This window comes from Streptomyces kanasensis (genome assembly GCF_043077165.1).
GTDB lineage: Bacteria > Actinomycetota > Actinomycetes > Streptomycetales > Streptomycetaceae > Streptomyces > Streptomyces changanensis.
Genome location: NZ_JBIBSF010000013.1, coordinates 1 through 13815 on the forward strand (window position 1 = coordinate 1; position 13815 = coordinate 13815).

Consider the following 13815-nt stretch of genomic DNA (forward strand, 5'->3'; position numbering starts at 1 on the left):
GCTCAAGCCGGGCCCACTGGCTGTTCGTCAGATCCCCACGTCCCACAGGACGTGATCATCACCGAACAAGATCCACTTTCGCAACAGACCCTAGGCGCACTGGGCGTCCAGAGGGGGTGCGCTTGTACATGCAGCCCTGGCAGCGTCTGTGCGGCTTGCACCGCGTCTGGCTGATGCAGGTGCCCGGCACGGCAGGCTGTGTGGTCGCGCTGCCGGCGAGTGAGCTGTGGATGCAGGCTCAGAAGCGGCATCGGAAGCTGTTGCGTCGCGGTGCGGTGGCGGTGGGCGCCTTTGAGGTGGCTCAGGCGGTGACCGCGTCGTGGTGGCAGCGGATGTGGCCGCGCGAGCACCTGTGGCCGGCGCGGCTGCGCACGCTTTGGGAGTCCAGGGTGGAGTGGGAGACGTGGCAGGTGGTGGCACGGGAGGCTGTGACGTATCCGGAGACCGTGGCGCTTGCCGCGTTGCTCGCCGACGGCACTTTTCGCCAGCGTGTGGTGGCCGATGCACGCGGGAGCGTCCCGTTCCGGCTGGCTGATCTGCCGTCATTACCCGACGCGGTCGCGCGATGTCTGCGACGGCCCTGGCTTGCGGAGGAACTCGCTGCGCAGACGTCAGGCCCCTTGTTCACATGGGCTCATCAGTGCGTGCGGGCGCGCCGGGGCGGGCAGGCCGTGGAGCGGGATATGTGGGCGGTGGCCTCCGCCCATCGTCCACGGCCAGTGGCAGATGAGCTCGCCGAGGCGGCCAGGCCCACTGGGCGCAGCACAGGGTCCAAGAGACGGCGAGGGCACAGCCGGCAAGCGGATAAGGCCTTCGCTACCGGTCTGTCCTACGCCCGTCGGCATCTGCAGGAGCACGGCAACCTTGCTGTCCAGAAGGACACCGTGGTGGATTCCTTCCGGCTGGGTGAATGGCTGCACAACCTTAAGACCAGGGCCTGGGCACTGTCGCAGGAGCGTGTAGAGGCACTGGAAGCCTTGGACGTGTGGTGGAACGTGCCCTGGCCGACGCAGTGGCAGCGCTCGTACTACCGAGCTCGCGATCACGCCGCGGTGCACGGGCCGCCGGATGCGGCTGCCGGCTTTCCGGGCACCCACATCCTCAACGGAGAGTGGCTGTATCTGCAGTGCGACCACTACGGCTCGCTTCATCCGGAGCAGCAGCGTCTGCTGGCCGACATCGGAATCACCGCCGAGGTGGTCCACACGGCCCGGCCCCGGCGGGCCAGCATGCAAGCCGGCTTCGAAGCGGCACTGGAACATGCCAGGGCCTACGCCGCCGAACACGGGCACCTGGCGGTCTCGGGCAAGAGCGTGCGGTATCAGGGCTATCCGCTGGGAGCCTGGCTCACCAGCCAGCGCAGCCGAGCACGCCGCGCCCCGAGCGCCACGAAGCGGTCCCTCGCACTCGATGCCATCGATCCATGGTGGAACCCGCCATGGCCGCTTGCCTGGCAACGCGCCTACGCTGACGTCCGCCGACTCGTGGAAACCGGCCACCAGCTGGATGCGACTGCCGGATTGCCAGGGATCGATGCCGAACTTACCCGGTGGCTGTCACAGCAACGTGCCGCTCCGCAGAGCCTTCATCCTGACCAGCGCCGTCTGCTGGCACAGATCGGCATGGTGGAACACGGCGAGAAGACTCCGGCCGCCGTTGGAGACGACCAGGATGTGGATACCGCCGGAACGATGCCGGATGCGGGCCTGGCCAGCGCCCGTCGCTTCGCCGCAGAACACGGGTACCTGGCAGTGGCCTCCGACTACGTCCACAACGGGTACCCCGTGGGCCGGTGGCTGGCCTCACAGCGCATGCAGGACAGCAGGCATGCCCGGTCGAGCAGAGGCCCGTGGCCGCGGGGGCAACTGCTCGCTGCCCTGGATCCCTGGTGGAATCCGCCCTGGCACTACTCCTGGCAGCGCCGCTACCAGCAGGCCCGCACCCTGTGGCAAGCAGGCAGGCTCACCCTGCCCGGCACGCCCACCATTCATCACCAGCAGCGCGACGACCGGGAGGATGAGGCGAAAGAGGTAGCGGCGTGGCTGCTCCGCCAGTGCGCTCGCCACGATGTCCTCCAGCCCGAACAGCAAAACCTTCTGGCGGACATCGGGATCACCGCCGCCACCGCCCACATGGTCGCCATCGCAGGCCGCCGCACGCCCGTGGATCACGGGCTGGAACACGCCCGCAGCTACGCCGCCGAGCACGGCAGCCTCGCGATCACCGTAGATAGCAGCCACCACGGCTTTCCCTTGGGCGGCTGGCTGATGCGCCAGCGGCACCGCGCCGCCCAGGGCCGTATTGAGACCGAACGGCTCGCCGCCCTCAACACCCTCGATGCCCACTGGAACCCGCCCTGGCCCCTAGCCTGGCAACGCGCCTACCACCGAGCCCGCACCGCAACCGCCAGTGACGCCGTCACGGACGCTGAACGCCGCTGGATCACCACCCAGAGCCGACTGCGGGACAGCCTCCACCCCCTCCAGCAACAGCTCCTCACCCAGCTCGGCGCCGAACCCGCCACCACACCGCCGACGATCACCCCGCAACGCCGCTACCCGCCAAGTGAGGGGCTCCCGCACGCCCGCAGCTACGCCAGCGAACACGGCCACCTCGCCGTCTCCACCCCCACCGAGCACGCCGGTTTTCCCCTGGGATCCTGGCTCCTGCAGCAACGGCGCAAAGCCCGCTCAGGCCGACTGTCCGCCCGCACCCTGCAAGAACTCACCGCCCTGGACCCCTGGTGGAACCCACCCTGGGCCTACATCTGGCAACGGCGCTACCACCAGTACCGCACCACCCTCGCCACAGGCGAGCCGCTGCCGACCGAACTTCAGCGCTGGATGCGCAAACAGACGGCCTTGCGGGAGCAGCTCCACCCCCACCAGCAAGGACTGCTGACCGCCATCGGCCTACACGCGCTCCTGTTCCACTCGGAGCGGCAAGGCCATCTCGCCTGATAGGTGACCTTGACAGCTCGCTGGCTCGGACTGCTACTGATCGTCCTGGTGGTAGACACGGGCAAGGAGCCCAGCGAACACAGCGGCCCGCTCTACGCTGTATCGGCCGCCCCGGATCTGTTGCAGCAATGCACGGCCTACCTGTTCGGGAGCGAACCCGTTCCTCGCCAGCTCTTGAACGATCTCCTCAACAGGCGGCGGTGCATGCCTATGAGCACGCTCACTCACGGCACCGGGCGCTGTTCCGGCAAGGACAGGCCTTTGCTCGGCTGGTGCAGCAACCTGCAACGGAGCTTCGAAGAGGAGTTGCTGTTCTCTCGGGGCATCCTCAGCAGGCCGGCTCCGTGGTTGTCTCACCTCTCCTGGGAGCAGGCTCCCATCCAGCGGCCTGAGATCATGCCTGGCGCGGACCAGGATGCTCTGGCCGAACGGCAAGGTGCCCCACACGTATGTGGCCTGGTTGCTCGCCGTCGGCGTGCCCATAGGCGTAAGGGGACCGAGACCGGCCAGTGCTGGCCCCGTTGGCGTGTGGCCTACAAGGTCGAGCGTGGCCTTGGGGGGGCTCCAGCGGAGCAGATCTGGGTAGGCGAATGTGGCGGCTTCACGCCCTTGGGAAATATCCCACATGCGGCGTGCCTCGGAGTCGATGACCTGGACGTCTTGCACGCTGCCAGGTGGAGGGCCTGCCGTGACGGCGCCTAGGAGTGCGCCAGCCATGGTGGCGATGGTGTCGGTGTCCGAGCCGAGAGTGTTAGCGGCGAGGAGCAGGCCGGCTTCTGGTGAGTCGGCGTAGGCATGTGCGAGAACCGCGGCAAGCAGCGTGGTGACTGTGCCTGATCCGCGAGTCGCGTCGTTGAAGCCGCCCCACCGCTCCACCAGGGCCGCATAGGTCTCAGTGGTCAGGGGGGACGTGGGTTCGAAGGCTTCGAGCGCCGCGCGACATTCGTTGGCGACGGTGATCGCGGCTGAGCGGAAGTCGATGCCTGCGGCGTCACTCCATGTGGGCAGCCACAGATACGCGAGTTCGTCGTCCTTCGCGATGACGTCCGGTACTTGCTCTAGCCAGTCGATTGCAGGGCGCCACTGCTTGGGACCAGGGAGTTCGTTGGTGTCGAGGGCGTGGGCCAGCAGGACGGCGTGCAGCACAGCGCCGAGGATGCCACGGGGGTGGCCGTGGGTGCTGATGGCGTTACGGACGACGTCGCGAGTGATGTGGTCCCAGTTGGTGAGGTCCCGTGCGGACCAGACATGGGGCTGGATCCGCATAGCGGCACCGTTACCGCCGATTTCGACGTAGCGGGCGGCTTTGGTGGCGAAAATGTTCTGCGACCACTTGGCTTCGACCCGCATCAAACCCGTGGCTGCAGCTTTGGTCCCACGGCCGGCTCCGAGTGCGTAAGCCTGCCAGGCAACGACTTCAATCTTCGCGAAGGCCTCGGCGTCGAATTCCCCGTCTCCTCGAATGGCGCGTGAAGTTGCCAGGCGCAGCTGAGTGTCATCGGAGTACGCGCCGGCCGGCAAAGGCATGTCGCGCCCGTAGCGTCCTCCGATGCGCCTCTTCCAGGGCACGGTGGTGGTGACTTCGTCCCGTCCGATGCGGCGACGTACGCCGGCGGTGTCGGTCAGTTCGGTGATGAAGCCAAGTGCGTCTCCGTACGCAGCCCACTGGGCTGAGGCGCGTACTGCCTCCCATTGCATGGCGCTCACCGTAGTCCTTACCTGCCGAACGTGACCGGGTCGACGATGATGTCGACCTCATCATGTCCGCTGACACTGACAATGGCCTCAGCCTTCGCTGCGTCCTCGTCGGTGAGGACGTAGATGCGCTGCAGGTGTCGGGTAGAGACGGCCTGCGGGTAGAGCACCTCGGCCTGGGGATTCGTCGGGAGGTGGGGCGCTCGCTCCCAGCGCGGCATCGTCTTGTTGAAGCCCTTGGGGACGCGGTCAGCGAAGAGGGCTTCGGCCCCGGCCAGCCCCTCCACGGGGGCGATGCCGTCGTATCCCATGTTGCCTGGGGCGAACAGGACGCCGGGATGTGTCATGATCACTGGATCGAAGCTGAGGACAGCCCAGAACAGGTCTTCGTTCGCCCACCAGTCTTCACTGCTGATGCGAAGGAAGCGGTGGTTGGGCTCACTGATGCTGAGGTTCACGTACAACCAGTACTTGGGGTCCTCACGACGCCACTTGGTGTTCTCGTGGTAGATGCTCTCGAGATACTCATCTTTGGCAAGAAGGGCCCGAGCTTTGCACAGCCGCTGCACGAGGATGCCGAGCAGACCACGGTTGGTGGTGAAGTGCACCACTTCGGTGATCTTTCGTTCCTGGATGAGCGTGCTGATCCCCTCGGCGTGTATTTCGCCGTCCGATGTGGGCGGGCTCGGCTCTGTGGTGGTCATACGGCCTTCACGTCATAGGTGTCCGGGTCCATGCAGGCGATGAGGTCGCTGGCCTCGGAGGGCTTGTAAGTGATGGTCAACGTCTTGCGGGCCCGTCCAGCGGACATGGCCAGCAGGCGCAGGTGGGCGTCTCGTTCGCTGTCGCCGGGCTCGGTGGCGTGCGGCATGACCTCACTGTTGAGTCCGACAATGATCACGTGGTCGAACTCCAGCCCCTTGGCGGAGTGCATGGTCGACAGCGCCACGTTCACCGGGCCGGTGGGCCATTCCCCGGTACGTGTGAGCGGGACCCAGGCCAGCCCGGCAGCATTCAGCCGTGCCTTGACCTCGCTGAACCAGCCCCCGCCCTTGGCATGGAGGATGGCGACGGAATCGTCGTTTTCCGGGCCGAGGTCGTTGAGGAACTGCACGACGTGGTCCATCTGCTGGGTGAAGGTCCCCTGGACCAGCAAAGGCTTGTCGCCGTCCTCCCCGCACGAGGAGAGATCCGGGATCGCGGCGTCGTCCGTGGTCTCTACATCGTGCAGCAAAGGGGCCGCGAAGGCAGCGATCTGCCGGGTGTTGCGGAAGTTCTTCGACAGCAGCTTGCTGTTGTGCGGCCCCACACTCAAGCCGACTTCAGCCCAGGTGAAGCGCTGGGGGTAGATGCGCTGAGCCGCGTCGAGGACGAAGGTGAGGGTGTGCTCGTCGGTGACGTGGTTGAGGACCGCCCGGACCTGGTTAGCGGAGAAGTCCTGAGCCTCGTCGACCACCACCACGTGGTAAGGGTCGTCGGCGCGCTTGGCCGCCATGGCGTTGGCCAGGTCAGACCAGTCCCAGGCCTGCTGCTCCTTCTTCCACTCCTGGAAAGGAACGACCACCTCGTCCAGCAACCGACGTCGCAGCGAGGCCGGCATGCGCGGGGAGCGGCCACGGCCCTGCCGCTCGCACTCGATGTACTCGGCCAGGCGGTCCGGCATGAAGCGGCCCAGGACATAGTCCACTTCAGAGCGTACAAAGTCCTCGGACAGGGGCAGGGCCGCGGCCAGGGCGTCCAGCTTTCCGTTGTGCTCGTGCTCCTGGAGGATCCGCTCGTAGGGCACGCGGTCGGTGGCCCACTTGGCGAAGGTGGAGATCGTCAGCTCGACGTCGTTGCCCTTGATCTGTTCCTTGGTCAGTTCCTCGATGTAGCCGCGCAGAGTCTTGTTGTAGGTGAGGACCAGGACGCGGACGGGGCCGTCGATGAAGCCGTCACGACGGCGGCGCTGCCAGTACCGGACGGTGAACTTCAGCCGGTAGAGGGCGGTGGTGGTCTTGCCGCTGCCGGCGGCGCCCCGTACGACAAACACCCCCGGCTTGTGGTTGGTGATCACCGTGAGCTGCTCGCTCGTCGGCTGAGTCGGCCTGAGAACCTTCATCCGCGCGGTCCCTCCCCAAGACTCGCTCCCCCAAACCTGAGGCCATGTTAGAAGCATTTGGCGCCAGGTGGGTTGAAGATCGGACAAGCAGTCTGTCGCAGAATTGCAGAAAGTGACACATCGGCCACTCGTTCGAGTGATGGCTGCTGAGATGTACCTCCCCCAGAGGGGGCAGGTACTTGGCTGGCCGACGTGGAGCAGCAAGCTGTCAATGGGTGGGATGGGTTGGACGTCGAGGCGGCGTTCGCCACCGCTGACGGACAGGTGACGCAGCTGCCGTGGGCTCAGGCGACGACATCGGCGCGGTTCGAGGACCTGACGCCCGTCTCCGCGTTTCCGGTCGTGCCAGGCCGCCGGTGGGGGCCGGGCTGGTGGTGGTCGGCGACCACCGGGCGGCACGTAATACACGGCTCGGCAGCGATGCGCACCCAGCTGATGGTCCTGGACCGGGACCCGGGAGTGACCGGACTGGCTGCGCGTCCGGTACGGCTGCTGTGGCGGGACACGGCCGACGGGCGGGTGCGCTCGTGGGTACCTCAGCTGTTCGCCCGGTACGCGGACGGCACCGGACTGCTCGCCGACTGCCCCTCCAGCCCAACTGCCGGTGAAGACGGGGCGCAGCGGGCGCGGATGGTCCTGGAGGCGGCGTGCGCGCACGTGGGCTGGTCATATCGGCGCCTCGAGCCGCCTCCCCCGGTGGTGGCGGCGAACCTGCGATGGCTGGCTGGCTACCGCCACCCACGCAAGCAGGGCCCGCCCGGGCTGCGGGCCGCGTTGCTGAGGCGTTCGCCGGGCTCCGGCCGCTGGCCGACGGCGCAGCCGCGGTGGGTGATCCTCTGCAAGTACTGCCGGCTGTCTATCACGCGCTGTGGTGCGGGCATCTGACGACGCCTCTTGATGAGCCGCTGCACGAGGAGACGCTGGTCTGCGCTGACGCAGAACGTGGTGGGGGCGTCGAAGAGCGTCTGGGCGCCGGGGGCGGCCGAGGAAGGGGTGAGCGCAGTGGGCGGCACACACGGTAAAAGCCAGCGGCCGGTGGTGGAGGTCGGCGCGCACGTCGCCTACCGGGGACAGACCTGGCAGGTCGCCGCCTTGCAGGGCCAGCAGGTCTACCTGCTGCAGGAGGACGGCACCGAAACGAGACTGCTGCTGGGGCGGTTGTTCGCCGATCCGGGCTTCGAAGTAGTGGGCGCACGGGCGCCGGCCGCGGTGCCGCAGTGGGGACTGTTCGAGACCGTTCCTGTGGCGGCCCAGCAGCGGGCGCTGGCCTGGCTGCCCCATATCCGGGAGGTGGAGACCGAGTGGCCGCACCCTGAGGGTGGCCGTGACGGCCAGGCGATGCGGCCGGAGTACGACCCCGAGCGGTGGACGCTGGCGCAGCGGGACGCGGCCAAGGCGAAGGAGCTGGCGGCGCTTGGCTTCGCGCCGGTGACGCGTACGACGGTGGAGCGGATGCGGCACGCCTACCGCAAGCAGGGCTTGTGGGGGCTGGTCGACAAGCGTGCGGTGCCGGCCCGTGGGCGTCATCCGACGGGGTATGCCGACGAGCGGGTCGTGGCCACGGTGCTGGAGGCGCTGCGGCGTCAGCGTGGCCGGTCGAAGGGGACGGTGAAGGGACTGCAGGTACTGGTCGGGCAGATCCTGGAGGACACGCACGGGCGCGGGGTGGTGGAGATGCCGTCACGCTCGACGTTCTACCGGCTGGTGAGCGTGCTGGCCGACCCGGCCGATCGTCCGGGACGCCCGGCACGCACCGCTACCACCGCACCCGCCCGCGCCTCGTCGGCGCCGGTGGTGCTGCGGCCCGGGGAGCAGGTGCAGATCGACACCACCCGCCTGGACGTCATGGCCGTCCTGGAGGACGGCAGCCTGGGCCGGCCGGAGCTGACGATCGCCGTCGACGTCGCCACCCGCTCCATCCTGGCCGCCGTTCTGCGCCCGCACAGCACCAAAGCCGTCGACGCCGCCCTCCTCCTGGCCGAGATGGCTGTTCCCCACCCTGCTCGGCCGACCTGGCCCGCCTCGCTTCATCTGTCGCGGGCCGAGGTGCCCCTTGAGCGGATGCTGTCGCTGGACAAGCGCTTGGAGGGCGCGGCCGCGCGGCCGGTGGTCGTACCCGAGACGATCGTCGTCGACCGCGGCAAGATCTACCTCTCCCAGGGATTCGTCGCCGCCTGCGAGACGCTCGGGGTGAGCGTGCAGCCCGCTTCTCCGAGGCGTCCGCAGGCCAAGGCCGTGGTGGAGCGGACGTTCGGTGCGATCAACGACCTGTTCTGCCAGCACGTGGCCGGCCACACCGGCTCCAACCCGCAGCGCCGCGGCTCAGCGACGGCGGCCGAGGCACGGTGGACGATTGCGCAGTTGCAGGACCTTCTCGACGAGTGGATCGCCTGCGGCTGGCAGAACCGGCCCCACGACGGCCTGCGCCACCCTGTCCTGCCCAAAACAGCGCTCACGCCGGCCCAGATGTGGGCCGCGCTGATCACCGTCAGCGGCTACGTGCCCGTCCCGCTGAGCGGGGCCGACTACCTCGAACTGCTGCCGGTGCGGTGGCAGCCCATCACCGAACGCGGCATCCGCCTCGACTACCGCACCTACAACCACGACATCCTCGACCCCCACCGCGGCCAGCGCTCCCCCGTCACGGCCAGGGGCGGCAGGTGGGAGGTGCACCACAACCCCCACGACGCCCGCCAGATCTTCGTCCGCCTCACCGACGGACAGCTTCACGAAATCCCGTGGATCCATCGCGACCACGTGCACCAGCCCTTCAACGACGCCCTCTGGCGTCACGTCCAGGCCGAGGTCGAACAACGCGGGGATCGCGACCAGCATGAAGCCGGCCTCGCCGACGCCCTCGACCAGCTCCTGCGCCGCACCCGCCACCCCGTCGAGACCGAGCAGAAACCCCGCCGTCGGAGAGCCTCCCGCTCCGGTACGGCAGCACAGCTGCCCGATCTTCCAGGCCAGCGGCGCCCACTCGACGCAGAGACCGCACCGGCCCCGGCACCGGACTGGAACGAGAGCCTGGACGACCTCATCAGCGTCGACACGGCGGCCGAGACCGGCACGAGCGAGATGGAGGGCGCGAGCGTGCTGCCGGCCGAGGCAGGCGGGTACGGGCTGTGGGACGCCGAAGCGGAAGCCGAGCAGTGGTGAACGCCTCACCGGGCACGAACGATGCATCGGCCCGCAGATCCCCATCGACGGCGGACCGGGCTCACGGGGCCGCGACAAGCACCACCGACGACGCCACTGATGCGCAGCAGCGATCGGTGACCACCTGGGACGGCTCCAGGCCTTCGTCACCACTCCCGTGACGGCTCCTCCCCCACCCGGGGCGCCGCGCCGCAGTCTGGAGGAGCGCCTGGCCTACCACTCACGGTTCGTCACCGTGCGCACCCCCGCCATCGACGCCCTCGCCAAGAACGTGCGCACCCTGATGATCCTCGGCCGCCACCAAACGGTCACCGCACGGCCGTCCCTGATCGTCACCGGCCCCGCCGGCGCCGGGAAAACCACCGCCCTGCTCCAGGTCGGACGCGCCTGCCACCTCGCCCACACCCGCCGCCACGGCCCCACGGCAACAGCCGGACAGGCCCCGGTCGCCTACGTCCTGGTCCCGCCCGCAGCCAGCGCCAAGACCCTCGCCATCGAATTCGCCCGCTACCTCGGCATCCCCGTCACCGCCGGCATGTCCCAAGCCCAGATCACCAACGCTGTTTGCCACACCTACACCGCCGCGGGCGGACAGCTGGTGGTGATCGACGAGATCCACCGGCTCAACCCCCGCACCACCACCGGCGCCCAGAGCGCCGACCTGATCAAAGACCTCACCGAACGTATCGGCGCCACCTTCGTCTACGCCGGCATCGACGTCACCACCACGCCCCTGTTCACCGGCGTGCGCGGAGCCCAGTTCGCCGGGCGCGCCTCCCTCATCGACTGCGACCCCTTCCCCTCCCGCCTCGGCGACGAAGAGCCCTTCCGCGACCTCATCACCGCCATGGAAGGCGCACTCGACCTACGCCACCACCGGCCCGGAACCCTCCCCCAGCTCGCCCCCTACTTGCACGAGCGCACCGCCGGCCGCATCGGCAGCCTCGCCCGCCTCATCCGCCAAGCCGCGATCACCGCGCTCCTCGACGGCACCGAGCGCATCACCAAAACCACCCTCGACGCCATCCGCCTCGACCACCTCGCCGAACAGCACTACCAACCCCGCACCCGGCCACGAAGCCGGAACACCAACCCCCCGTGACCCAGACAGACGTCACAGCCCGTGCCCGAACCGCGAGCGTCCCCGCGCAGCCCAGCGTCGTCACCGCCAGGGCGTGGCTGCAGGCCCCGCCAGCAGCATCAGGCGTGCTCCGCGTACGGCCACTGCCCAGCGAAGCGACCGCCTCCTATGTGCAACGCCTTGCCACCGCGTACCGGCTGACGCTGCCCCAGCTCCTGGACGGCGCCGGCATCACCCTGACCGGCCACGGCACGCTACCGACAGCTGAACTCCACCTCAGCCCTGCCGCCTGCCACAATCTCGCCGCCATGACCCGCATCCCACTCCCCCACCTGGCGCGCGCCCTGCCCCGCCTCGCCCCCAACGGCGACGTCCGCCGCACCGCAGCCGCCGCACGCTGGAAACGGCTCGAGGCCGCACAGCAGCCCGTCCGCGCCTGCACCCTGTGCACCCGCCACCGCAACCACAACGCCACCGACACCGCCTGGGTTCACCGGCCGCGGCACCGACTGGTGTGCTCACGCCACCACCAAGCCACCCCCGACCCACGGCTCACCTCCCCCATTTACACAGGGGCCGTGCCCGAACTCGCCGCCGCAAGCTACGCCCACCAGCGCCTGCTACGACACCCCCGAGCCGCCACCGCTTGGACCACAGCACGCGCTATCACCACACGCTGGTACGACCACCAGCAACACTGCACCCACCGCTGGCACACCCGCCTGACCCAGCTCTGCGCGACCAACCCTCACCTGACCACAACCAGCAGCGCGTCCCCCGCACTCCTGGCACGCGACCTGGTGACCTACCCGGAAACCGTTGCCCTCGCCCGGACACTCGCCGTGCTGCCGCACCAGCCACACCGCACCACTGACGACGTCCTCAGCCTCATCGCCCACCGCCTCGCATTGCCCCGCCTGGACAGCAACACGAACGATCCCCTCCGGGCCTTCCTGACTCACACACGCCACTGACCAGCACCATCGGGAACCCCGAGCTCCCAGAAAGCGCAGCCGCCTATAGACGTGCCACGACACCTCCGAGAAAGCCAAGATCAATCCCACACAATTACCGAACCGCAGGCCAAGCCCCCGAACAATTAAATCGAACACGCCCCCAGACCACGCTCATCACGCCTAAGCGCGACCACTCCCCCCGTCCCGGATCCCACCGCCAAAGACGAAACATCAGACCAAAACAGCCCAGCCCTCTGAAGATCACTGACCCGTCACACGCTGACAAAAGCGCGGCGGGAGCAGCTGGAGGAGATCGACGCGTCGTGGTGCCCGGCCTGGCCGGTGGAGTGGCAGAGGTGCTTCCACCTCACCCGCGTGCAGCTGGAGGCCGGCGGCGAGCTGCCGATGGAGGCCGGCACCGTCGTGTGCCAGGGCGAGGATCTCGGGCGGTGGGTGCGGGCGCAGCGGCTGGGCTGGGAGAAGCTCACGACGGTGCAGCAGTGGATGTACGAACACGTCCTTGGGATCACACCCGCCGGCGAGGACAAGGAACCGCTCCCACGCTGTACGCAGGCCGGCAAGTGGGCAATGAACTAGGCGGCCGCCAAGCAGTTCTACGAGCGCGAGGGACACCTTCAGGTCCCCAGGAAGCACGTCGAACGGATCGTCGTCGGCGGTGATGGGAGCGGCGGCAGCGGCGGCAGGAGCCGTGGCAGTGTCGGCAGTGGCGAGGGCCAGGAGGAGCGGGAGGAGCGGGAGCTCCGGCTCGGAGCATGGATCAGCAACCAGCGCTCGCGGGCCGCGACACTGACACCCGAGCGGATCGAGCAGCTGTCCGCGGTCGGCATGCGGTGGGCGTGACGGTGGGAGTCGTCGTCATCGCGGCCGCCGCGCTCGCGGCCGGCTATCTGCTCGGGCGGCTGCGCCCGTGGCAGCACCTGGGCGACTGGGTGGCTGATCAGGTCCGCTTCACCGGGGCGTGGGTCCGGGGCGGCGCTGGCCGCCAGGCCGTCGTCGTCCTGGCCCACGCCGTCACCGCGCCGCGCACCAGCTGGCGCATCATGCGCACCCCGGCCACCGAGACGCAGACGCACACGCCCGGTACGCGATCCGGACTGGGTCGCCAACCGCACCCGGGGGGGGAGCACGAGTAGACGGAAGGTCGCCGACTCCCTTATAGGCAGTCGACCCATTAGACCCATTTGACAGCGCAGGGCCCGGACCAGGCGTCCGGGCCTTCGTCGTGCCCCGGGATCTTTCTCACCGGCCGCTGCTGTCCGGGTCCCAGCTTCCGGCCCTACGGGGTGAAAGAGCTGTGCCCGCCAGGACGAGACGCAAGCACCTGCGCCCTGTCACTGTCCCGCCCGCCATGTCGAACTCACGCCGGAGGCAGTACCGATGACCAGACGCCAGACGCCCGGGGCAACACCCGCGCCGATCGCCGTTACGCTGAACACGCTGCCCTGGGCTCGGGCAGAAGCCCCGCAGGGATGCTCTCAGGTAGAGGGCCGCAGGACCGCCGACCGCGAGGCGCGCGCCACCCCCACGCGGACGACACCACCACAGGTGTCCGCCGTCTGTGTTCCTCCGCCTCGTAGGAGACTCCCGATGTCTCGGGACCCGCACCCGCGCTCCCCCATACCCGCCCGCTCCGAACCGCCCGGCCCGGCCGGCGCAGGGACGCCTTTGGAGACCCCGCTGCTGTCGGTGCACGCCGCCGTGGTGTTCCTGGCGGCCGTCATCATCGGCCTCGTCATGGGGGCCTCATGTTCCTCCATGACAAGTCCGTGCCCGCGGCCGTCGCTGCGGGCCTGGTGGCCGCTGGAGGCGGCGTTCCTGTGCTGCGCAAGCTGATCGGCTGAC

Annotated in this window: 8 protein-coding genes and 3 pseudogenes; 8 read left to right on the forward strand and 3 right to left on the reverse strand. The window is 68.7% G+C overall.

The window, feature by feature from the left end:
- Positions 1-128 precede the first annotated feature (128 nt).
- Entirely contained in the window at positions 129-2960 is a 2832-nt protein-coding gene (locus ACF053_RS27090; protein ID WP_391956520.1) for a helicase associated domain-containing protein, read from the forward strand.
- Between the two features lie 33 nt (positions 2961-2993).
- On the opposite strand, the gene ACF053_RS27095 is transcribed toward ACF053_RS27090, so the two are convergent.
- Genes ACF053_RS27095 through ACF053_RS27105 form a run of 3 tightly spaced genes read right to left on the reverse strand, consistent with a single transcriptional unit; the run spans position 2994 to position 6756 of the window.
- On the reverse strand, positions 2994-4658 hold the full coding sequence (locus ACF053_RS27095) for an ADP-ribosylglycohydrolase family protein (protein WP_391956521.1): 1665 nt from the start codon (positions 4656-4658) through the stop codon (positions 2994-2996).
- 17 nt (positions 4659-4675) lie between these two features.
- Complete coding sequence (locus ACF053_RS27100; protein WP_391956398.1) at positions 4676-5359, reverse strand: DarT ssDNA thymidine ADP-ribosyltransferase family protein; 684 nt, start codon at positions 5357-5359, stop codon at positions 4676-4678.
- Positions 5356-6756, reverse strand: a complete 1401-nt coding sequence (locus ACF053_RS27105; RefSeq protein WP_391956399.1) for a 3'-5' exonuclease — start codon at positions 6754-6756, stop codon at positions 5356-5358. The genes ACF053_RS27100 and ACF053_RS27105 overlap by 4 nt, the downstream gene beginning before the upstream one ends.
- 183 nt (positions 6757-6939) lie before the next feature.
- Between ACF053_RS27105 and ACF053_RS27110 the strand changes: the two are divergent.
- The 7 genes and pseudogenes from ACF053_RS27110 to ACF053_RS27140 all read left to right on the forward strand — a co-directional run bounded on the left by ACF053_RS27110 (position 6940) and on the right by ACF053_RS27140 (position 13106).
- A pseudogene (locus ACF053_RS27110) lies at positions 6940-7778 on the forward strand (TnsA-like heteromeric transposase endonuclease subunit).
- The gene (locus tag ACF053_RS27115) at positions 7759-9915 is read left to right on the forward strand and encodes a Mu transposase C-terminal domain-containing protein (RefSeq protein ID WP_391956400.1); all 2157 of its coding nucleotides are present in this window, start codon (positions 7759-7761) and stop codon (positions 9913-9915) included. Before ACF053_RS27110 ends, ACF053_RS27115 begins: the two are co-directional and overlap by 20 nt.
- A gap of 116 nt (positions 9916-10031) precedes the next feature.
- A pseudogene (locus ACF053_RS27120) lies at positions 10032-11017 on the forward strand (TniB family NTP-binding protein).
- Positions 11014-11970 carry a TniQ family protein gene (locus tag ACF053_RS27125; RefSeq protein WP_391956401.1) on the forward strand — a complete coding sequence of 319 codons (957 nt, stop codon included), beginning with the start codon at positions 11014-11016 and terminating at the stop codon, positions 11968-11970. The pseudogene ACF053_RS27120 and the gene ACF053_RS27125 overlap by 4 nt, the downstream one beginning before the upstream one ends.
- 324 nt (positions 11971-12294) lie before the next feature.
- Positions 12295-12549 (forward strand): hypothetical protein, encoded by a 255-nt coding sequence (locus ACF053_RS27130; RefSeq protein ID WP_391956402.1) that lies wholly within the window; start codon positions 12295-12297, stop codon positions 12547-12549.
- Between the two features lie 60 nt (positions 12550-12609).
- A pseudogene (locus tag ACF053_RS27135) lies at positions 12610-12813 on the forward strand (helicase associated domain-containing protein); the annotation flags it as partial.
- Positions 12810-13106: a hypothetical protein gene (locus ACF053_RS27140; RefSeq protein WP_391956403.1), complete on the forward strand. Its 297-nt coding sequence runs from the start codon at positions 12810-12812 to the stop codon at positions 13104-13106. The pseudogene ACF053_RS27135 and the gene ACF053_RS27140, both read left to right, overlap by 4 nt.
- The last annotated feature ends 709 nt before the right edge of the window (positions 13107-13815 follow it).